General features: G+C 48.4%; 18 protein-coding genes. 3 read left to right on the top strand and 15 right to left on the bottom strand.

Annotated elements, in window-relative coordinates:
- Positions 1-104 precede the first annotated feature (104 nt).
- On the top strand, positions 105-890 hold the full coding sequence (locus tag GMA8713_RS07935; protein WP_157515530.1) for a class I SAM-dependent DNA methyltransferase: 786 nt from the start codon (positions 105-107) through the stop codon (positions 888-890).
- Positions 891-927: 37 nt separating this feature from the next.
- Here the strand turns inward: GMA8713_RS07935 and GMA8713_RS07930 are convergent, their stop codons facing one another.
- From GMA8713_RS07930 to GMA8713_RS07920, 3 genes are all read right to left on the bottom strand, one after another.
- Positions 928-1,650: a DUF3108 domain-containing protein gene (locus tag GMA8713_RS07930; protein WP_062707598.1), complete on the bottom strand. Its 723-nt coding sequence runs from the start codon at positions 1,648-1,650 to the stop codon at positions 928-930.
- Positions 1,651-2,197: 547 nt separating this feature from the next.
- The gene (locus tag GMA8713_RS07925; RefSeq protein ID WP_062707595.1) at positions 2,198-3,208 is read right to left on the bottom strand and encodes a M14 family metallopeptidase; all 1,011 of its coding nucleotides are present in this window, start codon (positions 3,206-3,208) and stop codon (positions 2,198-2,200) included.
- 49 nt (positions 3,209-3,257) lie between these two features.
- The gene (locus tag GMA8713_RS07920) at positions 3,258-4,727 is read right to left on the bottom strand and encodes a glutamate-cysteine ligase family protein (protein WP_062707592.1); all 1,470 of its coding nucleotides are present in this window, start codon (positions 4,725-4,727) and stop codon (positions 3,258-3,260) included.
- 363 nt (positions 4,728-5,090) lie between these two features.
- On the opposite strand from GMA8713_RS07920, the gene GMA8713_RS07915 reads away from it, so the two are divergent.
- Positions 5,091-6,323, top strand: a complete 1,233-nt coding sequence (locus GMA8713_RS07915; protein ID WP_062707589.1) for a DEAD/DEAH box helicase — start codon at positions 5,091-5,093, stop codon at positions 6,321-6,323.
- 244 nt (positions 6,324-6,567) lie between these two features.
- Here GMA8713_RS07915 and GMA8713_RS07910 read toward each other — a convergent pair whose 3' ends face one another.
- Positions 6,568-8,127, bottom strand: a complete 1,560-nt coding sequence (locus GMA8713_RS07910; protein ID WP_198159476.1) for a sensor domain-containing diguanylate cyclase — start codon at positions 8,125-8,127, stop codon at positions 6,568-6,570.
- Between the two features lie 547 nt (positions 8,128-8,674).
- Between GMA8713_RS07910 and GMA8713_RS07905 the strand changes: the two genes are divergently transcribed.
- A complete protein-coding gene (locus GMA8713_RS07905) occupies positions 8,675-10,555 on the top strand; it encodes a methyl-accepting chemotaxis protein (protein WP_062707583.1) in 1,881 nt (626 codons plus the stop codon).
- 121 nt (positions 10,556-10,676) lie between these two features.
- Here GMA8713_RS07905 and arsB read toward each other — a convergent pair whose 3' ends face one another.
- The 11 genes from arsB to GMA8713_RS07850 form a co-directional block, all read right to left on the bottom strand.
- Entirely contained in the window at positions 10,677-11,708 is a 1,032-nt protein-coding gene (gene arsB, locus GMA8713_RS07900) for an ACR3 family arsenite efflux transporter (RefSeq protein WP_062707580.1), read from the bottom strand.
- A 79-nt stretch (positions 11,709-11,787) separates the two neighbouring features.
- Positions 11,788-12,141 (bottom strand): metalloregulator ArsR/SmtB family transcription factor, encoded by a 354-nt coding sequence (locus GMA8713_RS07895; RefSeq protein ID WP_232314391.1) that lies wholly within the window; start codon positions 12,139-12,141, stop codon positions 11,788-11,790.
- 110 nt (positions 12,142-12,251) lie between these two features.
- Entirely contained in the window at positions 12,252-12,482 is a 231-nt protein-coding gene (locus tag GMA8713_RS07890) for a glutaredoxin family protein (RefSeq protein ID WP_062707577.1), read from the bottom strand.
- Between the two features lie 116 nt (positions 12,483-12,598).
- On the bottom strand, positions 12,599-13,372 hold the full coding sequence (locus GMA8713_RS07885; RefSeq protein ID WP_062707573.1) for an adenine nucleotide alpha hydrolase family protein: 774 nt from the start codon (positions 13,370-13,372) through the stop codon (positions 12,599-12,601).
- Complete coding sequence (locus tag GMA8713_RS07880) at positions 13,362-14,561, bottom strand: electron transfer flavoprotein subunit alpha/FixB family protein (RefSeq protein WP_062707570.1); 1,200 nt, start codon at positions 14,559-14,561, stop codon at positions 13,362-13,364. The genes GMA8713_RS07885 and GMA8713_RS07880 overlap by 11 nt, the downstream gene beginning before the upstream one ends.
- Positions 14,562-16,478 carry a (Fe-S)-binding protein gene (locus tag GMA8713_RS07875; RefSeq protein ID WP_062707566.1) on the bottom strand — a complete coding sequence of 639 codons (1,917 nt, stop codon included), beginning with the start codon at positions 16,476-16,478 and terminating at the stop codon, positions 14,562-14,564.
- Positions 16,479-16,498: 20 nt separating this feature from the next.
- A complete protein-coding gene (locus GMA8713_RS07870) occupies positions 16,499-18,559 on the bottom strand; it encodes an NADH:flavin oxidoreductase (RefSeq protein WP_062707562.1) in 2,061 nt (686 codons plus the stop codon).
- Positions 18,560-18,692: 133 nt separating this feature from the next.
- Positions 18,693-19,226, bottom strand: a complete 534-nt coding sequence (locus GMA8713_RS07865) for a DUF5943 domain-containing protein (protein ID WP_062707559.1) — start codon at positions 19,224-19,226, stop codon at positions 18,693-18,695.
- Between the two features lie 27 nt (positions 19,227-19,253).
- Complete coding sequence (locus GMA8713_RS07860; protein ID WP_062707556.1) at positions 19,254-20,234, bottom strand: dipeptidase; 981 nt, start codon at positions 20,232-20,234, stop codon at positions 19,254-19,256.
- 208 nt (positions 20,235-20,442) lie between these two features.
- The gene (locus GMA8713_RS07855) at positions 20,443-22,215 is read right to left on the bottom strand and encodes a methyl-accepting chemotaxis protein (protein ID WP_269747442.1); all 1,773 of its coding nucleotides are present in this window, start codon (positions 22,213-22,215) and stop codon (positions 20,443-20,445) included.
- A 615-nt stretch (positions 22,216-22,830) separates the two neighbouring features.
- Positions 22,831-24,558: a formate--tetrahydrofolate ligase gene (locus GMA8713_RS07850; RefSeq protein ID WP_062707553.1), complete on the bottom strand. Its 1,728-nt coding sequence runs from the start codon at positions 24,556-24,558 to the stop codon at positions 22,831-22,833.
- Between the last annotated feature and the right edge of the window lie 15 nt (positions 24,559-24,573).

The following is a 24,573-nucleotide window of genomic DNA, read 5'->3' as shown; positions in this document are numbered from 1 at the left end:
ATACTTCTCTTAGAACGCCAGCCATTGCTGGCGTTTTTTCTTTCCAGCCTCAGTACAAATTCATGATGTGATTTATATCGCGCTAAAATGAAAACCGATGTACGATGCGCCACCTTTTTCATTTCGGTGTGTTTTACGTGATTACTCCATCATCAAATGCGCTGTATACAGATCTCTCGGGTTATTACGATCTGATGTGCGCAGACATCAACTATCAGTCTCAAAGTGACTGTGTGCGCAGACTTCATCAACTATTTGGTAACCAAGGGAAACGTCATCTGGATCTGGCGTGTGGTACAGGTCCGCACATTCGCTATTTTATTGATACCGGCTTCTCAAGCGATGGCCTTGATCTGAACCAGCCTATGCTGGATCAAGCGAAACTGCGCTGTCCGGAAGCACAATTCTCGCTGCAGAATATGTGTGAATTTGTGGTGGATGCGCCTTATGATCTCATCACCTGTTTTCTTTATTCGATCCACTACAGTGGCAATATCGAAAACCTGAGCGCTTGTATTCGCAGTGCTCACGCAGCACTTAAGCTTGGTGGTGTGTTCTGTTTTAATGCCGTTGAGAAGAACCTGATCAATAACAACTCTTTCGTGCGACATATTGTTCAGCACGAAGGCAGTGAGTTTGCTTTCAAATCCGGCTGGTTCTATTCCGGTGAAGGCGACAGACAAGCACTGAAACTGAGCATCGAAAAGACCACGGACAAGGTGACCGAGGAATGGCATGATGACCACCCAATGGTTGCCGTGAGCTTCAACGAGCTTAGAGAACTGCTTGAACCATACTTTGAAGTTACTGTGTTTGAACACGATTACGAAAAGCTGGAGATGTGGAACACCACGTCAGGTAACGCCATTTTCGTGTGCGTAAAGCGTTAAGATGAGAGAAGGCCGGATTGAATCCGGCCTTTTTTGACTAGATTGGATTGCCGTTGATGGTGGCGGAAACAAGCTTTTCAGAGCCAGTTGTGGTTTCCCCATTTTCATCTGTCGACACGAAATCTTCTCGAATGGTGATTCCATTACCGACACCAATATACTGCGTAAACACCACTTTAAGCTTGTCCCCACTCGAATCTACGTTATCTAAAACAAATTCAAGTACGCAAGTTTCAAATGTTCCTGCGGGAACCGTGATATTTTCGGTTCGCAAATACTCAAGAGAGTAGTCAGTCGTATTGCTCAGAACATTGTTTTCGTATTCTGAGACAGTAGGGAATGTTTTCTTTTCACCCAGAGCTAGATCGTAATTCAGAACAAAGCCACTGGGGCGATAGATAATTTCATCGCTACCAAGAATCTGGCCTAAAGTCGTTACACTTTTTTCTGTAGAATCTGCAAGAATGTAGAGCCGATTATCTTCACCACTCCCATCTGTGATTTTTTCTTCAATCGCATCTGAGTAGCCACGATAGGATGTTGTTTGAGTCACTTCGGTGGTTTCAGAATTCTCTGACGGTGACGCACCGTTAAAAATGACGGTATTAACTTCATTGACCACGGTACCGACGTTATAAAGCGATTCATTAAAGCAAGCCGAAGAATTGGCACGCTGGGACACTGTGTTTCCATCTCCACCACCGCCTCCACACCCTGCCAAAAGTAGTGTAATACTTACGCCGAACAGATACGACTTCATAATTATTCACTTTTCCAGCTGAAATCCATGGGATAGAACCTCAACGCAAGTTAAATCTTGATTGATTGTATCGGTGGTATTTCAGGGAATATGCATTGGAAGCGAGACGGAATACGAATAAGAAAATAACAAGGCCAAATTCGTATAGTAAAGCGGAGCCACAGCAAATTTTGTAAAATCAAATACATTGCGAAAACGCTTTCTATTTTGAGGGAATTTTTACTGAGCCCCTTTCTAATGAGCCACTATCTCTGCATTACCTAGCTGAATATAGAATGTGTATCCAAACAACCTGAAGGTTCAGGATTCAGCGAGATTGACTGGCGTTGTGATCGGGTCCTTTTGTAGACGTTGTCATCTCCATCAAAAAGGAACAACAGAGAGCACGTCATCATTCCATTCGCTCGAAGGGCGGCCCTCAATGCGCTCACTTCTTCGTTAAACCCCACGAAAGTGGAACAACTATTCCTCGTGAAATTCACCTCAAGTTGGACGCATTAATGACCTCTGAATACATGCATATTCAGGTTGCTTGGGTACGGCTGTTTTAATCAACCACCATATAAAACAGACAGTCAGAGAGGGCAATGTGGTGTTTGGTGGTAATCATGAAAAGCTTGGAAGCATGCTTTAAGCGAAGCTCGCCATCGTGCTCATAGAAAAGCGCATAAATAGGGTGGCCACCTCCTCCATCATTGGTGATCATCGCATCCAGCCCTTTCTCTCCCAACCAGCCAATCATGCTATCCGCAGCCATACAACCAAAGTTATGGCGATCAATATCCAGGGGAAGTGTCAGATCAGCGTCATCAACTTTTCGGTCGTGATAGCAAAGCTCCAACCCTTTTTTCAACTGCACACGCACTGGATGATAGAGCAAATCTAAAGGCCGAAAATCACCGTGGTTAACGAAAATATTCTCTGCTGTCAGGAAGTGATGAAGCCCATTTTGGGCCACCTCATGTGCGGCATGATCAGCAGCCCCACCACATTCAACGGTAACAATGGGTGATTGGTCGGTGGTTTGCTCCATCAATGCCCCCAGCCGTACGCTGGTACAAAGCATTCGCTCAGTAAACAACGAAGCAATTTGCTGGTGTTTTTCATCATCAACGATAGAAACAGAAAATGAGGGGCTGCTCCCCGAGGTATTGTGGAGATCGACAACTGCCTCAGGTTTCAAGTCAGTAATCCGCGCCATAATTTCAGCGGCGACACCATAGCTGTCATCCTCACCCGTCTTGCCAAAGCAACGGTTCATATCGGGCTTATCATCAAAATGGCGCGTAGTGAATGGCTTGTCATAACGCGCCGCTTTGACATTAGCGAGGCAAAAGTGCGTGGTTACAGCACACTCCGGAGGATTCTGGACGAAATGCCACAATGCTTTGACACCAGACGGCTCATTGCCGTGGAGCAAAGTCACCACCACACGATGTCGGTTGGAATCCTGGCCAGGTACCGTCAGCCAACTGGCACCAGGCAGCGTGTCTAACCAAGTAACCAATCCGCGCCTTAAGTCCTCATCGTTAGGCCAGCTAACATCATGCAGCATCATGACTTTTTTACACTCCTTGTGAAATTATTAGGGTCTGTTGACCTTTGCATCATAAAACCGGCCAATGTGAAACAGGCTCTCCTGATAAATATTGTCTTTGATACAAGGCGAACATCTTATTCAAGGCAACTTCCCGACCGTATTTCCTCTCAAGCTCCACCAAGGTCGACAGTTGCCAACTGGCGCCGTTCTGACGTTTCGCCAGCCGATGTTCAATCACCACCATCAACATGTCAGCTTCCAGTCTGGAAATGCCCAGTGCAACCAAGGAATCCGCAACCCGAGGCAATAGCTTGTCCAGCACGTCAACCAGCGGATACTCCTGTAAAGTGCCATTTTCTGACTCCCAAAGGATATTCGCGTTCACGCCATATTGGGCAGCCCGGTAGAAATTATACTTGGCGAACTCAAAGGGCAGCCTATCCATCAGTCTGTCTAGATCATTTTGGATCGCATGTGCCAAACCAATGCAAAGTGCCGCATTCGCCACCATGTCAATCGTCGTAGGCCCTGCTGGCAGGCTTCTAAGCTCAACACGCAGGTGGCCACCGTCTGCGTCGTCATAGACGGCACGGTTCCAACTCCAGATAGTGCTCTGGTGAAGACGCAGAGCATCAAGCCTTGGCCCACAGCCTTCCCTGCACTTGCTCTCAGGCATATCGGGCAAAAGCACAGGCTGAAGGCTGACACCTTGTCTGAACAGTTCCAATGCACTTTTACGCACGTACCCTTTCCCGAAAGAGACACGTGCAGGTGTGTGCCAATTCATGCCACAGAGGTTACGGCTATCGATAGATTGCTTGAACAAAGGCACCCGAGTTTCATGCCAGAGCTTTTTCTGCATGAATACAGGGGAATTAGCAGACATTGCTAGAGAAAAAATCGTGGCGATTTGTATCCCGTTGTACCATTGTGCAAACTCGTTGGGCTTAACACGATAGTGCACTTGAAAGGACGTATTTGCCCCTTCTAATGTCAAATCATCCGCATCAACTTCCAAGCTTTCTGCACCATGAATCCGGATATGGAACGGGCCACCCCGGGATTGGCAGAGAATATCGGTAAGGGCGTGGTAACGAGGAGAGTCCGTCATTGACGCCAATCCGAAGTCGCCACCTTTCAGTGTGGGCAATATTCCAATGGGCGTGACATCAATACCCTCTTCTTGCGCGATGGCCTGAAGCGATTGCAGTCGTTCGTCCATTTTTTGTTTGAGGAAGGTGAAAGGCGCGCCACTGAACTCGGTATAAGGACAATTGTATTCAACGTTAAATCGATTAATTTCAGCCGTCATGAGGGGGTCTGCGGCTTTGTCGAGAATATCGAGGTTGTAGTGTGCGGGTCGGTGGTGTTTGTCGGTGAGATAAAGCTCCAGTTCGGCACCCAGAGTGCATTTTCCTATTCCCCAACCCGGCGTGTTCAATAACCCTTCGAGTTGGTCCAGTTCTGACTTTAGCTGCTTGGCGAATTGCTCATGATCGCTGGCGCTAAACGAGGTTTTATTAATATTCTGTCCCACTGTCTTACCCTCGCTTGACTTCAATGTTTAACATAGAACAAAAAGCGCGCAGTTACAGGCAAGTAGCAACTTCCAAGCCGAGATTCACGCCAACATTCGCATTCCTGAGCTAGGGGCTGTTGACCTTTGGTGGTTAAATTTTGTTCTCGCTATAAGCGTTTTAGGCGCGGCGAGGTGTGTGACGCCTAGCCATTCTAAGCAAATACACCTCAACAAAGCATAAAACCCCCACAAACTGCTGCAAAAATCACCACCAAAGGTCAACAGCCCCTTGTATACGAGTGCGGATTATGCACGGCATTTCCGTGAAATCAGACTATCTGATACACTCGCGCCCCTTATTTATGGCGGAACTTTTTACCCATGTCAGACAACGTATTTTCACTTCTTCATCCCACTCTTCAGCAAACGCTGAGTGAACTTGGTTACAGCGAGCCCACTGATATCCAGCAGCAAGCGATTCCAAAAGTGTTGGAAGGAAAAGACGTGATGGGTGCAGCTCAAACAGGCACAGGCAAAACCGCCGCCTTTACGCTGCCTCTGATCCACCAGATTCTGGAACGTGGTGTGAAAGGTTCTGCGCGAGTGTTGATCGTCACGCCAACCCGAGAGCTTGCTCAGCAGGTATATGACAAAGTTGCAGAGTATGGCCAGCACACTTCTCTGAAATGTGTGGCGCTGTATGGCGGCGCGAACATTAATCCTCAGAAGAATCAGTTGGCGAAGAAGCCGGAAATCATTGTCGGCACGCCGGGTCGCCTGCTCGATCACCTTCATATTGGTACCTTGCAGCTTAACAGCCTGGATACGCTGGTTCTCGATGAAGCTGATCGCATGCTCGACATGGGCTTTATTTCAGACATCAAGCGCCTGATGAAGAAAATGCCAAAAGAACGCCAGACGCTGTTTTTCTCCGCCACCTATCCAAAACAGGTCATGGATTTGGCTTACCGCCTGCTGAACGATCCTGTGCGCGTGGAAGTATCGACTGCGAACAGCACTGCTGAAACCGTCAACCAGCTGGTGCACCCCGTCGACAGGAAACGGAAGCGAGAACTGCTCTCTTACCTGATTGGCAGCCGTAACCTGCAGCAAGTATTAGTTTTCGCCAAAACCCGCCAAAGTACCGAAGCACTGGCAAATGAGCTTAAACTCGACGGTCTGGCAGCAGAAGCTATTCATGGCGAGAAAACCCAAGGCGCACGTAATCGAGCATTAGAAGGATTTAAAAACGGCACTGTACGTGTGTTAGTGGCAACCGATGTTGCAGCGCGCGGTCTGGATATCCCATCACTGGATACTGTGTTCAACTACGAACTACCACATCAACCGGAAGACTATATTCACCGAATCGGCCGTACCGGTCGTGCAGGGAAATCCGGTATGGCAATATCGCTCGTCAGTCGCGAAGAAGAAGGTATGCTGAACGCAATTGAAACCCTAATTGACCAACGCCTCCCTCAGGAGTGGTTGGTGGGTTTCGAACCAGATATAAACGCAGATAAAGAGCATCATGAAAAGCGCGGGGGCCGCGGTGGAGAGAAGCGTCGCCTTAAGCGCCAGTTGTTGAAGAAAGCCGGAGCGAAAAAGCCTTAACTCAAGCTCTGCTGAAGTGTTCAAGAAAACGGCGCACCCAGCGCAGTTGTTGTTACTCAATCCTACAACTTTGCGCTTTTAGGCTACGACGGAAAGCACCTTTCCTAGGGGCTGTTGACCTTTGGTGATGATTCGTTAAGGTGTATTTGCTTAGAATGACTAGGCCGCATACACCCGACGCGCTCAAAACGCTTAAAGCTAGAACAAAATTTAACCACCAAAGGTCAACAGACCATAGTCACTGTCAATCTTTAGGCGAAAACTCAATGGCACCTACCAATGCATTATCCTTTTGGTTCAATTGTTCACACACCCTGTTTCTTCCCGCTTTCTTAGCGGCATAGAGTGCCCTATCGGCCTCGAGGAAGAGTGCATTGTGATCATCGCCTTTTTCTGGGCGGATAAAAGCGCAGCCCACACTGACTGTCACCACCTCTTCCACCGAATCAGGGTGTCTAATACCCAACGCCTCAACGTTCTGCCGGCAGCGTTCAGCGACTGATTTAGGGTCTGTCGTATTAGGCAAGAGGATGGCAAATTCCTCTCCACCGTACCTAAAGACACTATCATTTGACCTGCTCATGGATTGACTAATAGCCTTTGCCACTTCCTTAAGGCATAAGTCACCAGCCATGTGACCAAAGCTATCGTTGAAACGCTTAAAGTGGTCTATGTCAATAACCAACATAGAAATGCTCGATTCCGCGCGGATTGCCCTCTGCCATTCCTTTTTTAGTACATCATCGAAATGTCGGCGGTTGTAAAGATTTGTCAGAGGATCCCGCAATGAGATATTTTGGAGGTCGCAGTTTTTGCATTTAATTAGAGAGATGTATTTGTATATCAAATCCAGATATGCTGCTGATGCAATTACCAACAACACACCCAGTATCAAAATGATATAGGGCTGGGAACTCATACGCTGGGAGATATAATCATCGGCGATGAAAACTTCGAACCTCCAATCCCTGTCAAATAAGGCGTCAATATCAACAGAATAAGCCATTTCACCGATATACTGTTTGTCTTCATCATGGACTCTGGTATGTAAAAGCGTTTTTTGCTCCCCCGTTAGGTCATACAATAAGAGTTTGACATCATGAGGAATATTTCCAGCTTCCGATGTCTGATAGAGGTCGCCAATCCGAAATACACCTAGCACTGCACCCACGAAGAACTCTCGATGATTCACGAACGGTACAAAACCATCTCGATAAACGGGATTGAACATTAAAAAACTCGTCTGACTCCCGCTTTCCTGAACTAGCATCAGAGGTTCGGTGACACTTTCCCTGCCGCTGTCGATCGCCCTGTCAATTGAGGAGAGCCTAGCTGCACTTGTTGACATATCGTAGCCAAGGGCGACTTCATTACCAATGTAAGGTTCCACGTAGTATACGGGGTAGTAGAAATCGCGCTCTGCTGCCTTGATGACGTTCCCGCCATCGTCAAGCTCGACAAAAGTGAATCCAGTGTGAATATATTGAAGATGCTGTTCATACTCTTCTCTTTGCTCTTTACGAACAATAGGCATCCATTCCAGCGCCTGAATATCAGGGTGACGCTCTAGAACAATTTTCGCCTCATTTTTAAAGTCTGAGTAACTGAAATCCGGATTCTGACGAAACAAGGCAGTGAGTGTATGTAATGCTTCAAACTTCATGGATAGCGACAGTGTAAACGCCGCAGCTCTCCTTTCGGCATCCTTTTGCATTTCGGCCATGATCACGTCTTTCTCTGACTGATATAGCATGTATGAAAAAAGAAGCGAAAAGCCAATCCCAAAAATCAGGATTACGCTCATTATTACTTTGCTGGTTATGACCATCGCTCACTCATTCGAAAGCTCTCATTACGTTAAGTGTGGCCCAAGGGAAGATACATGCCTCAATAATAAGACATCAAAGGCTCACATATTTGAGATGTAAACCTGCGCTATTTGCATTTGTTTGTTCATTCTTCGAATTTTTGTCATTAGAAGCAGATTTTGATATCTTCGGGTCGTTTTCCCTCCGTACAATAGCTTTCCATGTCACTAACCTCACTGCGACCAGAACTATCTAGCACATAACTCTGGCGGGCTCAGCCAATCATTATCTTTGATTTAGGATGCTCTCCGTTCTCCCCTCAACATTAAAAATGTGCAACGCCATGTTAACTGGGAGTATTTGAAGCACCGCTACATGCATAACCCATCACAATGATTTCGTGTACCAACTCATTCTATCTAATTGTTACCAATCAACATCTCACACCTTTTTACAAAAGAGAGCTGAGAAAAAATTATCATCCACGATGAATAATTGAGACAGGCGTCTATATTGTTAGAAGTACAATAAGGAGGTGATAAAATGCGTGTAGCTCAACGAATTGCTGTTATCGCATCTTCTGTAATCGTTTTGAGTTTTGCCAGTTTTTCGTGGTTTCAATACCATACCGTAAAAACAACAATTCTTAACAACAAAGAACAGGCCACTCAGGAGGCAACTGCTGCACTAGGACAACAAATTACAAACTGGTTAAATGCCAAGCTATCTCTCATCGATATGATGGCCCGCTCTATAGATGCAGATTTCAGCCAGAACACTATCCAAAAAACGTTTGATAATTCTTTGCTCCAAGAAGAATTCATTCTTATTTTCGGCGGCCTAAAAACGGATGGGAAACCCATAACCAATGACGAGAAATGGGCCCCTGAAGGTTGGGACGCAAGAAAACGGCCTTGGTATCCGCTAGCCAAAGCACATGACAGAGCGATTCTCACCGATCCATATGCAGATGCTGCCTCAAACGAAATCCTCATCTCTGCTGTAGCCAATTTAACCAATAAAGGAAGTTTTGAGGGGGCATTTGGTGGTGATTTGAGCCTTGAAACGGTATCTCAGTCGATCAACACACTGACATTTAATAATGCTGGTTATGCGTTTTTGATGGATGTGGATGGCAATATCATCAGCCACCCTGATTCCTCTTTAAATGGTGAAAACATCGAGAAGCTCTTCGACGGCGGGCTTTTAGAGTTCAACCATCGACTAACACCAGCAAAGGTTGCAGGGGAGGCTGTTTTTACTGTCTTTTACCCCCTAGACAACATTTATGGAAAAAACTGGCTAATCGGCGCGGTATTGTCGGAATCAAAAGTGTTGGCGCAAGTGACTCAACTGGGATGGACGGCAATGGTTGCGACCTTGCTCAGTACGCTACTCTGTTCTATTGCTCTCATACTTACACTAAGCAGGCAACTTAAACCATTGACATTGCTTCGCTCCTCGTTAAGTGAAATTAACAATGGAGAGGGCGATCTCACTAAACGCATTCATGTAAACCGAAAGGACGAGTTTGGTCACTTATCTACCGAGTTCAACACCTTCTTGAGCTATTTACAGAAACTCGTAAAACAGATTAAAGATATCTCTGTCGAGGTAAAAAACAACACTGACTATACTTCTCGCTCTGCTGTTGACTCTTCGCGCCGGGCCCAGGAGCAACTGCATGAGCTCAACAAGCTCACTTCTGCTATGGAAAATATGTTAGAAATTGCAGGGTCTGTTTCTGATAATGCCAAACAAGCTTCAGATTCTGCGGAGGTAGCAGATAAAGCTGCACAACGCGGTTCAGAAGTCGTCTCTCATACCGTTGAATCAATTTCCGCACTAATGATAAACATGGACGAGGTTGTTAATAAGATTACTGATCTCGAAGAGTACAGCAATAACATTGCCTCCATACTTACTGTGATCACTGATATTGCCGAACAAACCAACCTTCTCGCATTGAATGCTGCTATTGAAGCAGCCAGAGCAGGCGACACTGGACGTGGGTTCGCTGTTGTGGCAGATGAAGTCAGAGCGCTTGCGTCACGTACACAGCAGTCTACAGAAGAGATAAAAAGCAAAATTAGCCAGTTACAGACTGGCGTTGCAGGCGCTGAATCAATCATAACTAAGAGTCAGGGATCCGCACAGGATGTTCAACAAGTTGCTAAAGAGGCATCCAATGTTCTGCTAGAAATACGGGAAAATATCGGCCTAATCAATACTGTCACAACAGATATTGCCAATGCAGCTGCAATGCAGAACGGTACTGTACAAGAGATTAATCAGAACACTGCAAATATTCGCAGTATCAGCCAGAGTGTTGCAGAGAAGGCTTCAGAGCAAGAACAAAAATGTAATCAAATGGTTGACCTCAATAAGCGACAAGACGACGAGCTGAATAACTTCCGTGTCTAACGTCGGCCAAGGCAACTACCCAACCCAATAAATGCCCGCCCCGCAGGCATTTTTTAGCGAGATATTGGTTTAACTGCTTAGTGCACCAAAAAGTCCTGCATCGCAGGGCTTTCTAATTCGGTCACTGGTGCGCTTTGGCGGACTCAAACCAATGAGTTGTTCTGTTCGCAAACCATACCAATGAAAGCATGACTGGTACCTCCACCAACACACCTACGACCGTCGCCAATGCGGCACCGGAGTGCAAACCAAACAACGAGATCGCAACGGCCACTGCCAATTCAAAGAAGTTAGAGGTACCAATCATACCAGCCGGAGCTGCCACGTTATGTGGGAGCTTGAGCCACTTCGCAGCGCCGTAAGCAATCGCAAAGATGCCGTAAGTTTGAATAAGCAAAGGTATCGCAATTAACAAGATGGTTTGAGGCTGACTGACGATGGTCTGCGCCTGAAAACCAAACAGCAAAACAACAGTGCCCAGTAAGCCCACAATAGACCACGGCTTCACGGCCGTCAGGAAGCTTTGCAATTTATCTTCACCTTTTGCCAGTAGGTGTTTGCGTGCCCAAGTCCCCGCTACGAGCGGAAGAACAACATACAAAGCAACAGATAGAATCAAGGTTTCCCAAGGCACTTGGATGTCTGTCACACCTAACAGGAATGCAGTAATCGGTGCGAATGCAAACACCATAATGATGTCATTCACTGACACCTGAACCAGGGTATAGTTGGCATCCCCTTTAGTCAGTTGGCTCCAAACAAAAACCATGGCGGTGCAGGGAGCCACACCCAGAAGAATCATGCCTGCGATGTATTCGCCCGCACTTTGTGGATCAACCCAATCTGAAAAGATACCTTTGAAGAACAACCAGCCCAAAGCTGCCATAGTGAAGGGCTTCACCAACCAGTTGATCACTAACGTCAGCGCAAGGCCTTTTGGCTTTTTGCCTACGTCTTTAATGGCGGAGAAATCAACCTGTACCATCATCGGGAAGATCATCACCCAAATCAGTACTGCAACCACCAGGTTTACATGTGCAAATTCTAGGTTAGCGACCACTTCAAAAGCAGAAGGAATAAGATTTCCAAGCAGTACACCTGCACCAATACACACTGCTACCCATACGGAAAGGTAGCGTTCAAACATGCCCATAACTCTATCCCGAATTATTTAATATATGAAAAATCATATGTGTTGAATTTTTAAAAACCATCATCCTCACTCTCAGCCCTTAACAACAGGTAGAAGCGCGCTCTGGGCGATCGCCCATTTTGCATAGGCGGGACATACTTTCTTGCAGGAAGACCGGATTTGAGTGGGTCGTCACGGCAAGCACCTCTTTCGCCCACGCCGGCAGCGTACTGGAAATGCTGTAAAACACCCACTGACCCTGACGGCGATCTGTCAGGAGGCGGCATTTACGCAATTGAGCAAGATGACGGGATACTTTTGGTTGGCTTTCCTCGAGCGCTTCCATTAACTCACACACGCAAAGCTCACCTTCCTGTTGCAGTAGCATTAGGGTTTTCAGACGGGTTTCATCAGCCATACATTTGTAGAACTTAACGGGAGAGATCACGCACATTCACCAAGTCATACTTAACCCTTGCATACTTTATATATGTTTTTTCATATGTAAAGTGACACTTTGATTTCAGACTCACAGATAATTGGGCTTTCGCTTTCTATGAAAGCTCAATCACCTTTCAGTGCTTTTTGAACGGCTTTGGCATTGAAGCCATGCAAAACCTTGTCACCAATCTTTATCACCGGCACGCCACGCACACCCAGCGAGGCATGTTCTTTCCTGCCTCTTGGAGTTCCTACATCGCACAGGCGGTAGGCGATTTTCTTGCTATCGAAAAACTGCTTGGCTGACTGGCAGTGAGCACAATTTTTACTGGTATATAAAACGATCCGTTTCAAGAAATAGCCTTTGTTCAATAGTGTTTTAAGGAGAGGTTATACCCAAACCACCCGAAAATGCCACATCCAGATGGTTTGAGTAAAAAGTTGAACAAAGGTAGGGGGGATACTCTGCTTTAGACGAGTCCTTTTTCCTTCAACAAACAAAGAATCGCTTCTGCCGCTTCCTGAGGGCTTGGGTTCATCATCACCTTTCCGCCCGAAGAAGCAGGCGCTGCGGTGGCGGCTTTAAAGCGATCACGACTGGACGCTTTGGCCGCGACGGTTTTGGTGCGCTTCGGACGTTTTTTGGCAGGCTGCCATTCCCAGCCCTGTTGCTCAAAATCCATTTTCACTTCAACTTCCAGCACATTCACTAACCCGTCTCTCGCTTTGGTAAACGCACTTTGCCTCGCTGCCGGTGCTGATGCACTGGCAATCAGCACGGCAGGTAGTTCTACCCTTAGTTTTCTGCGCTGACCGCCCGCCAAAGCCTGAAGCACTTCAACATGGGAATCGGTATGCCCCGTCACATTGACCACTTCCGGCACGACGGCTGCACCTAACTCATCGGCAACCAAATACGGCACCATGCCGGATGATTCCCCGTGCTCTGCCCGGGCACCACAGAAAACCAGTTGGGGCTGCTGGGATTTGACGAAATCCGCCAGTGCCGTGCTTGTGTCTGCCCCTTCGGGTTGCTTCAACACATTGACCTTGGAGACGCCCATACCGAGATACTCCCGAATAGCAGGTGATTGCGGGTCTCCGGCAAATACAACCATTGCGGATTCAGACTGGGTCATAGCCATTTCCAGCGCCTTGGCATCACGCTCTGCCCGTCTTGGGCGCCCAGAGAGCGGATGTTGGCCGGCTGAAACCAGTACCAGGATGTTTTGGTTATCCGACATTATCAAGCTCTCCTTTACCACCAGCGGTTGCGTCAACCAATGCCTGCATCACCTCGCTGCTGTCAGCAATAATGCTCAGATCAGCACGCTTAATCATGTCGCAGTTGGCATCAGTATTGAGTGCGATGACAGTTTCACAGGTCGTCATCCCCTGCAAATGCTGAATCGCGCCCGAAATACCTACCGCGATATAGACTTTGGCGTTCACGTAAGTGCCGGTTGCACCCACTTGAGTCGTTCTCGGCATATGCCCGTTATCAACAGCAACACGGCTGGCACCTTCTGTCGCACCCAATGCTTGCGCACATTGATGGAACAAGGCCCAATTACGAATACCGTTACCGCCGGAGAGAATAAAGCGGGTTTCCGCCAAAGGAATGTCTGCCGGATCAACGGCGACACCACCAAGATCAGTGACTTTGGGGATCACGCCCGCCACTTCTGCGACATCCAGAGAAGATGCTTCAGTGATAAAGCCAGCAATGAGGTCAGCCACTTGTTCTTCCACCAGCAAGATGCGGGAAAGCTTCCGGTTAACGCTTTTCGATCCGTCACCACCGCCACAATTCAGGGTGCCTTCAGCGTAAAGCTTGCCGCGAGTCACTGGTCTTACGCCCAGTGAAACCGCCAATCTTCTTGCTAAATCACCACCGACTAAGGTGCCATCCGCGAATATCCAATGTTTGGGGGAAAGCTCAGTTTCGATGGTTTGTAATATCGCGAGCCAGCTGTCAGGGGAGTAACTGGCTGCATCAAGCGCCAGTGCTCTGTCTGCCCCTGCCGAGGCGAGGTCATCTTCACGGCTGTGAAGGTTAATCATCACGACGGCTGTGCCATCATCAGCCAAAGAATGAGCAAGCCCTAACATATCTTTATCCAGCACCGTCAGCTTGGCACTGTCAGAATCCGAAAACACCACAATATAGTTGGAAGGATTAACGATTGCCCTCAGCGGCAGGCTTTGATCTTGCTGTATTTTTGCCACGCCAGCCGCCGCGACCGCAGCACCAGAGCGGTCGATCCGTTTAATGCCTTCCGCCGATAAGTACCCCTGCTTGTGGGGATTTTTGCGGTTGGTACCTCCTGACATCAGCAAATCATGGTCAACAGCCATCTCATCATACTGAGGGTGCAGGCGATTTCTCAGGATATGTTCTTTACGGGGATCGCGTCGTTTGATGTCGTCCATTTACTCCCCCACCGCTTTTACTTTGCCAGCGTCGGCATTTTCTGCCATGGCATCGAGCAGCATGACCGCAATGTCCTTCACTTCCGGCCTTGGCATCACCACACCTTCCAACATTACTGCACACTGCGGGCAGGCGACCGCCACCATGTCTGCGCCCGTCTCGCGGGCATCATCCATTCGCATGTCCGCAATGCGATGTTCGCCCGGAATATCGGTAACTGGCGCACCACCACCACCGCCGCAACAACGCGAGCGGTAACCTGAGCGTTCCATTTCACTCACCGTCAGTCCCATGCTGCTCAGAAGGTAACGGGGTGCATCATAGCCACCGTTGTAACGTCCTAGATAACAAGGATCGTGATACGTTACCGATTGGGCTTTGGCCTGATTGAGTTTGATATCACCTTGCTCAACCAGCTTTGCGAGATACTCGGTATGGTGGAAGACATCATAGCTGCCACCGAAATCCGGATACTCGTTTTTCAATACATGGAAAGCATGGGGATCCGGCGTAACAATCGACCTGAATTGGTATTTGTTCAGGGTTTTTACATTGGCAATCGCTAAGCGCTGGAAGGTCGCTTCATCACCCAGACGGCGCGCCAGATCGCCGCTATCCAATTCTTCGTTGCCCAAAATGGCGAAATCAATATTGGCGTTACGCAGCAGAGCAACCACCGCACGGAGCGTACGTTGGTAAGCCAAATCAAAGGCACCATCCCCTGCCCACAGCAGCACATCCGTGGTACCTACCTCTGACAGATGATTGAGTTTGAGATCGACGGACCAGTTCGCTCGGCTGTTTGGCGACAGACCATTCGGGTTATCGGTTGCTATCAGATTTTCCAACACTTCAGCACCTTTTCCGACCGTTTCGCCTTTTGCAAGGGTCAGGTTGCGGCGCATGTCGACGATGGCATCGACATGTTCGATCATCATCGGACATTCTTCCACACAAGCCCGACAGGTAGTGCAAGACCAGACAGTTTCAGCATCCAGCAGACCTTCAAACAGTGGCTTGTCCGGCGCGCCGCAGCGAGCCTCATCAGATTTGCCAGGGTACTGAATACCCGCATAATTCCCGGTATCACCCCCTGCCATGCCGACCACCATATCCTGAATCAGTTTCTTCGGATTCAACGGCTGACCTGCGGCAAACGCGGGACAGACTTTCTCACAGCGTCCGCATTGCACGCAGGCATCAAATCCCAATAGTTGGTTCCAATAAAAATCGGATGGCTTTTCGACGCCCAGAGTTTGCTCGTCGAGATTGATTGGCTTCAATCCCGTTGATCGGCCACCGCCAAAACGTTCCTGACGACGGTGAAAACCAAGATGCAAGGCACCGGCAAAGGCGTGTTTCATTGGGCCGCCCCAGGTCATACCAAACAGCAGCTCAGCCAAACCTAACAGAATGCCAACGATAAGCAGCGCCGCGACGATGATAGGCACATTGCCGATGCCTAATAACAACAGCAATGACATCATCAAACCAGAGAAGGAGAAAACCAGCAGACTGTTAGGTAGCCTCTGCCAAGGCCCCTTGGAAAGGTTCGCTGGAGGATTTTCGCGACGCTTTTTCACCTTTACTGCACCAAACGCCATCGCGGCAAACGTTGCACTCATTAATGCGAATGTCAGGGTATTGTCTAACCCCATAACGAAAACCAGCACCATTAAAATGCCGGATGCCACAAAGCCCCCAGCAGTGGCGACATGCGTGTTCGCAAACGCTTTGTCACGTGCAACCACGTCGTGAAGATCGACCAAGTAGCGTCGGGGAATGGCAGCAAGGGCTTTCCCGATAGAAAAGCTGGCTGGCTTTCCTTGCTGCCAGAGACGAATTCGTTTGACTGCGCCCGCAATCGCCAGCGCAATCATGATGACTAACAAGGGACCGATAAGCGACGTCCACATCACAGCTACCCCGCAGTCGGTCAGAGGTCTTTAAACAGACGCAGTGAATCGTAGATGGCAGCGTGAATATTGCGCTGCGCGCTGCAATCCCCGATGCGATAAAGTAGATAACCGTCCGCCTGTTCAGCAAATGCGGGTTGTGGTTCGAAGGCGAACAGGGTGTCGATATCTACCTGGCCGCGGTTGCGGGAGCCTTCCTTAAGCGCATAGTAGAGCGCCTCGTCCGGTCTGACCCCATTTTCAACCACTACCTGATCAACCACGCGCTCTTCGCACACACCTGTGTATTCGTTTTCGAAGCGGGCAATCAGCTTGTCACCCTCTTTGTAGACCTCTTCCAGCACCAGATCCGGCGTCATCACCACATCGCGCTCGTAGAGGCTTCGATAGTATGTGGGGAAGCTGGTGCCGCCCACTGCGACACCCGGTTTGATGTCATCGGTGACAATTTCCACCAGTGAGCCTTTCGCCGCTAGATAATCCGCGACAGACATACCCGCGAATTCGCAAATGGTGTCATACACCACCACGTTTTTGCCCGGCTCAACCGCACCACTCAGAATGTCCCAACTGCTCACCACCAAACCGTCATCACCGCCCCATTTAGCTTCCTGATTGATAAACGGTTTACCGCCGACAGCCAGCACCACCACATCGGGCGATTCAGCCATAATGGTGGCTTCATCTGCCGCCGTATCGAATACAAGGTTCACACCCAAACGGCGCAGTTCGAGATCGAACCAGCGGGTAATACCTGCGATTTGTTCACGCTGAGGCGCAGCGGCAGCCAGCGTGATTTGCCCACCAAGCTCACTGTTTTTTTCAAACAGGGTGACCTCATGACCGCGCTCGGCACAGACACGCGCTGCTTCCATGCCACCGGGACCGCCACCGACCACCACCACTTTGCGAATTGGGCCGTCTGTCTTGCTGATGATGTGTGGGACTTTGGATTCACGAGACGTGGCTGCGTTTTGGATACAGAGGACATCGATACCCTGATATTGGCGGTCGATGCAGTAGTTGGCACCAACACACTGACGGATTTGATCTGTCTGGCCCAGCTTCACTTTAGTGATGAGATGAGGGTCTGCGATGTGGGCGCGTGTCATACCGACAAAGTCAATCAATCCGCTTTCCAGCGCACGCGCAGCCTGTACCGGATCCTTGATGTTTTGTGCATGCATTACCGGCACATTCACCACGCTGCGAATACCTGCGGCGAGATGAATAAACGGCTCTGGCGGATAAGTCATATTCGGGATGACGTTAGCCAAGGTATTGTGGGTGTCACAACCTGAGCCGACCACGCTGAAGAAATCAATCATTCCCAGCCCGTCATAGTAGGCCGCGATTTCTTTCATGTTCTCGTGGTCAAGGCCATCAGGATGAAATTCGTCTCCCGTCATGCGAATACCGACCGCGAAATCAGGCCCTACTTCCGCACGTACCGCTTTCAGCACTTCAACGCCAAAGCGCATACGGTTTTCGAAGCTACCACCCCATTCATCAGTACGTCGGTTAACACGCGGACTCCAGAACTGGTCGACAAGGTGTTGGTGAGCAAATGAGAGTTCAACACCATCCAAGCCACCTTCTTTTGCACGGCGGGTTGCCTGAGCGAAATCATCGATGATGCGCCAAATCTCTTCTGTTTCGATGGTTTTACAAGTTGCACGGTGAACCGGCTCGCGGATACCACTCGGGCTCATCAAGGTCGGCCAGTGCCCCCCATCCCAACGGGAACGGCGTCCCATGTGGGTGAGCTGAATCATGATGTGTGCGCCATGCTTGTGCATAGCATCTGCAAGGTTCTGGAAGTGCGGAATAATTTCATCTGTGCTGACATTCACAGAGCTCCACCAATGCTGGGGACTATCAATGGAGACGGGACTTGAGCCACCGCAGACACAGAGGCCAATACCACCCTTGGCTTTCTCTTCGTAGTACTTGATATAGCGCTCAGTCGGCATGCCATTTTCCGTCGCATACACCTCGGCATGTGCCGTACTGATCACCCGGTTTCTGATCGTTAGCTTGTTGATCGCAAGCGGCTGAAAAATTGCGTCGAACTGAGACATTGCACTTCCTTATTTTATTTTGGGGTCCTGAGTCTTAGCGATTTCAGAAGCCTAGATTCATATTTTGCTTCAAGCTCTTTGCTCTCCCTAGGGCCTTCTTTTCCTAGGCTCCAGAACCTGCTCTTACCTGCTGTTAACCAATCGGCTTCACTTCAAATATTCCAAAATCGCAGCCTTCTTCGGACCCGCTTTGCAATTGCACTGCGTGGGTTTTAAACGGAAAGCCTACGCTCTCTGTCACCTGATCCATGGCACCGGCAAACCAGCCCGTGAACATATAATCCACCTTGCGATTGACCTTGCCGTAGTAATATACGAATGCGGAGTTTTCGAGGCGCACACGGGCAACGCCTTGGGAAACATCCAGATGCTCGATAAAAAACTGTCCCCATCCGCGCTGAGAAAGGCGCTTCATATAGTGGTCAAACACTTCTGCCCCTGAGATCCCGTGGGTTTCCCCTTCCTGTTCGCACCAGAAATATGCGGATTTGTAGCCCGCTTTGTAGAGCAATTCCGCGTATTGATCCTCGCCAATAGCGTCTTCTACTGCCGCATGGTTGTTAATAAAAAAATGTCTTGGCACATAGAGCATGGGTAAGCCATCTGTGCTCCATACACCTGTTTCGTCGTCGACCTGAATTGGAATTTCTGGCGAATGATGACCCATCAATGCTTCCTCTCTATCTCTTTTAGGCTATTCGCCCCAAACGTCTTTAAGAACTTTCACCCAGTTACCGCCCATGATTTTCTGCACCTTCTCCGGCGACCAACCGCTGTCCAGCAGGGCTGCTGTGAGGTTAGGGAACTCTCCCACCGTACGGATGCCTTTCGGGTTGATGATTTCGCCAAATTTAGTCAGCCTTCTGGCATAGCCTTTGTCATGAGTGATCCACTCGAAGAATTCCTGATCGTGGCCCTGAGTGAAATCAGTGCCGATCCCAACGCAATCTTCACCGACCAGGTTAACGATGTAGTCGATCGCTTCTACGTAATCTTCAATGGTGGAATTGATGCCATTTTTCAGGAAAGGCGCAAACATAGTGACGCCTATAAAGCCGCCGTGGTCAGCAATAAACTTCAGCTCTTCATCAGATTTATTGCGTGGATGATCTTTCAAGCCAAGTGGTAAGCAGTGTGAGTAGCAAACTGGCTTTTTCGATTCCAGAATGACTTCTTCCGAGGTTTTAGGCCCAACGTGGGAAAGATCGCACATGATGCCGACACGGTTCATTTCCGCGACGACTTCGCGGCCATAACCTGACAAGCCACCATCTCGCTCATAGCAACCCGTGCCAACCAGATTCTGGGTGTTATAAGCCATCTGCGCGATGCCTACTCCTAACTTCTTGAAGATCTCTATGTAACCGAGTTGGTCTTCAAACGCGTGAACATTCTGAAAGCCCAACATGATGCCCGTTTTACCTTCACGCTTAGCGGCGAGAATGTCTTCAGTGGTCTGAACCGGGCGAATGAGGTCGCTGTTTTCACGTAGCAGTTGGTTGAACTCGACAATGTTGTCGACAGTGCTTTGAAAGTCCTCCCAAACAGAAACTGTGCAATTGGCGGCCGTCAGCCCACCTTTTGCCATATCTTCAAACAATTCCCGGTTCCATTTGGCAATAATCAGGCCATCAATAATGATGGAATCTCGATGCAGCGCTAGAGCGTCCGACATGTGCACGTCCTTTGTTGGTTTTTCCTCTTTAATCTTTAGTTCAAGTTAACCAACAACCCCATTATTCAGCGATGCGATTGCGACGGGTTATATTTGGAATGCGGCAATATATGGCAATATGTGACGGGGTTTTTGCCCTTATTTTCAGATAGAAAAAACAAAAAAAGCGCCTATTAATTTCAGGCGCTTAGGTTTTCTTTAGCCGCTTTTAGTTGGCAGATAATTGATCGTTCTCTTTACCACTCACTTTAAAAAATGCGACTTCTCTTTTGAGCTCTTCAACCAACTTGACCATCTCGTTGTTCGATTCAATGGCGTTGTTCACTCCCGACAGATTTTCCTCAACCATCATTTTAATGTCTTCAATACTCTTGGATATTTCCTGATTCACAATTGACTGCTCCTCAGAAGCTGTTGCAACCGAAGAGTTAATATCAGAGAGCTGAGTCACTTTAGTTGAGATATCACTAAATGCGCTCTCAATTTCCTTAGAAATCGATGATAGCTCACCGGCCAACTGTAAGTTGCTATTCATTGAATCGACGGCTTTCTGCGCACCACTTTGTAACGTGGTGATGATCGTCTGGATGTTCCCTGTCGATTCTTGCGTTTTTACTGCCAATGCACGGACTTCATCCGCGACAACTGCAAATCCACGACCTTGTTGACCCGCCCTAGCTGCTTCAATAGCAGCATTGAGTGCGAGCAAATTGGTTTGGTCGGAGATATTGCCAATGACATCGACCACAGAGCTGATATTGTCAGAAAGTACTTTCAACTCTTCGAAGATATTCGCCGACTCCTGAATAGACTTGGTGACTTCTTCCACGATGACTGTTGATTTGTGCAATGTCTCCAAGCTGACTGCTGACAAGGCCAGTGTTGAGGAGGTTTCAACCTCTGCGGCTTGAGCATTTGCCGCAATCTCATTCGCCGTTGCTGCCATTTCAGCAATCGCCGTCGCGACCTGATCAATATGCACAAGCTCTGTCTCAGAACGACGGGCATTATTCAGTGCGACATCTGAAATATGGGCCTGGTGCTCAGAGAGGGTATCCATAATCGTATGTGTGGTATTGATGACGTCATTTACCCGAGATTGCATATTGCCCAACGAGGTAGAAACCTGATCAATTTCATTACCGGTCTCTGCGATTTCCACGTGGGAGAAATCGCCTTCAGACATGCTCCCAATCGTCGTTACCACATTTGGGATCTGCGCTAACTCGCGACGAACAACAATATAAAGCGTCAAGGTGAGCAACAAGCCAATCGTAATCAAAAGCACCATTAAAGCGGTTCTGATCATGGAAGCATTTTCCATTGTCTGTTTTTGCTCGGTAAAGACATACCCCGTAAAACCATGTCCCAGGCTTTCTCTCGATAGGCTATAAACACCTAACGTAGGACTGGTGATGATCCTTGGCTCATCTCCGATATCACGATAGTTCGGACGAACATCGAACAGGTTTTTGTTTAGCCACTCAAGAGAGCTTCTGTCTACAGCAACCACAATTCCTTCCTCGGTGGTGATTGCGTACTCAAGGCCAAGTTTTTCTGGCAAAACAACGTTTAGGTTGACGTTTAGAGCAATGACGCCAACGCGCTCACCCTTGTAATTCAGTGGTGCGCTTACCGTTACGACATAATTACCTCGGTTCGACTTGTATGGCTCACTGATATGAGCTTTTTTGTCGTTGTGTATGATAGAGATAAAATAGTCCCGACCCGCTTGCCTCGCGTTGAATGCACGATTCCAGCCATTTGAAGAAAACGAAAAGACATCGCCCTCTAAAGTTGCAAGAATCACGTTATCGATTGCTGGGTTAACTTCGACAATTTTACCCATTTCTGCCAATACGGAACGTTCATCAAAAGGCTGATTGATATCAAGGTTAAAAGCGGTCCCTAAAGATTGAACCTGAACCAACAACCCTTTAATGGCAGAATCGAAGCTTGCCTTGAGAACAACTGTGCTCACTTCGTCTTCATGATCCATATTCTGTTTTTTAAAACCCTCCAAGAAGTGATTTGAAATGAGGAGCGTCAGGCACAGAACTGCGACGATGACGACTCCAAATATGAGGCTGATTTTCTTTACCATTGCTACTTATGCTCTTATGTGATTTTCATCTCATATTTTCATGTAACAAAAGAAACTCAAAAGTTATAATTTTTATTCAACCGTTCGAATAATTTCATAAATTCAGTCAGCAAATAACACCGTTCGCTCAAGTACCCATCGAGTACGTATTAACACATCAGATACATTCACATCATTAATGAGTCTTAGTTTCAGACACTGATGTGTACATTGAAATGTACACTTATCGCAGTACCTCATTCGCTCAATTTTCTTTGGCTAAAGGCTAATACGCATGCTTTCTCAGCAAAGCCGTAAGCATTACAGCGCTCCCGTTTGGGTGTAGTCATCTCCGCCAAAAAGAACAACAAAGAGCAAGGCGTCAATCCGCTGCCAGAGAGAACAAACCAATACGAGCATCTTTAGATACGCGCGTCAGGGAAAGAGAAAAACCTGAAGGGGGAAGTAAAAACGCTACCCAAGGTAGCGCTTTTGAGACGATACATTGGAAAGCTAGAACAGCCCTACAATCTCGCCGTCATCATCGAGGGAAATACTGAGCGCGGCGGGTTTACGCGGCAGTCCTGGCATGGTCATCACATCACCACAAATAGCCACGACAAAACCAGCCCCTGCCATCAGGCGAAGTTCTCGTACAGGCAAGATGTGTCCTGATGGTGCACCAAGTTCAGAGGGCTCCGCGGTGAAGCTGTATGGTGTTTTCGCGATACAAACCGGCAGATGACCGTATCCCAGTTGTTGAATCTCATCAAGCTGCTTCGACGCTGCGATATTGAACTGCACATCTTCCGCCGCATACAGCGAAGTGGCAACTTTGCGGATTTTGTCATCAATTGGAAGGTCATCTTCATAGAGGAATTGCACATCTGGTGCTTCTCCGTCCAAGATGGTTTTCACTGCTTCTGCAACCGCTTTGGCACCGACTCCACCTTCTGCCCAATGCTGTGCTTCTTCGACGCGCGCGCCCAGGCTCAGGCAAACTTCTTTGATGACAGATACCTCCTTGGCATCATCGGTCGGGAAACGGTTGATCGCTACCACAGGCGTCAGGCCAAACTTCTGCATGTTTTCGATATGGCGTTTAAGGTTGGCTGAACCAAGCTTCACCGCGTCAACGTCAACTGCATCCAGATTGTCTTTCGCGACACCACCCTGCATTTTCAGAGCGCGTACGGTGCATACCAATACAGCCGCATCCGGTTTCAAACCAGAAATACGGCATTTGATGTCGATAAATTTCTCTGCGCCCAAATCCGCGCCAAAACCCGCTTCCGTCACCACAACATCGGTTAGACCCATGGCTGTGCGGGTCGCCATCACGGAGTTACAGCCATGAGCGATATTGGCGAACGGACCGCCATGGATAAGCGCTGGATTGTGCTCCAAAGTCTGGATCAAGTTTGGCTGAATCGCGTCTTTCAGAAGTACCGTCATTGCGCCTTCTGCGCCTAAATCACGCGCAGTCACTGGCATGTTGTCACGGTTGCGGCCAATGATGATGTTACCCAGACGGCGTTGGAGATCTTTTCTGTCTTCCGCCAGACAAAGGATTGCCATGATTTCAGACGCCACGGTAATGTCGAAACCAGATTCGCGCGGCTGACCATGAGCAGGGCCGCCCAATCCCACCAATGTATGGCGAAGCGCGCGGTCATTCATGTCCATCACACGACGCCATGATACTTTGCGCGCATCCAGATTAAGCTCGTTACCCCAGTGGATGTGGTTGTCAATCAAGGCTGCCAGCAGATTGTGCGCGGAGGTGATCGCGTGGAAATCGCCGTTGAAGTGAAGATTTAAATCTTCCATCGGAATGGCTTGCGCGCGGCCTCCACCCGCTGCACCACCTTTTACTCCAAAACAAGGACCCAGTGATGGCTCACGAAGGCAAACACTGGCACTCACACCAATCGCATTCAATGCATCGGTCAAACCAATACTGGTGGTCGTTTTTCCTTCTCCTGCCGGGGTTGGGGTAATTGCTGTCACCAGCACGAGTTTGCCCACTTTCGAGGTAGTGTCAATCTGCGCCAAATCCAGTTTTGCTTTGTAATGTCCATATGGGATAAGTGCGTGAGCAGCAACGCCAAGTTTTCGCTGAGCCACTTCAAAAATCGGCCAAGGTCTGACCGCGCGTGCAATTTCAATGTCCGGCGCGCCGGGTGGAGGTAAAGCTGTCATATTTTCAGTCACTAATACGGTATTATTTTGATTATTCATTAGATCCCCCCAAAT

It is taken from the genome of Grimontia marina (assembly GCF_900060185.1).
Classification (GTDB): domain Bacteria; phylum Pseudomonadota; class Gammaproteobacteria; order Enterobacterales; family Vibrionaceae; genus Enterovibrio; species Enterovibrio marinus.
The sequence above is the reverse complement of the archived record's forward strand: the minus strand, read 5'-3'. Positions and strand labels throughout refer to the sequence as shown.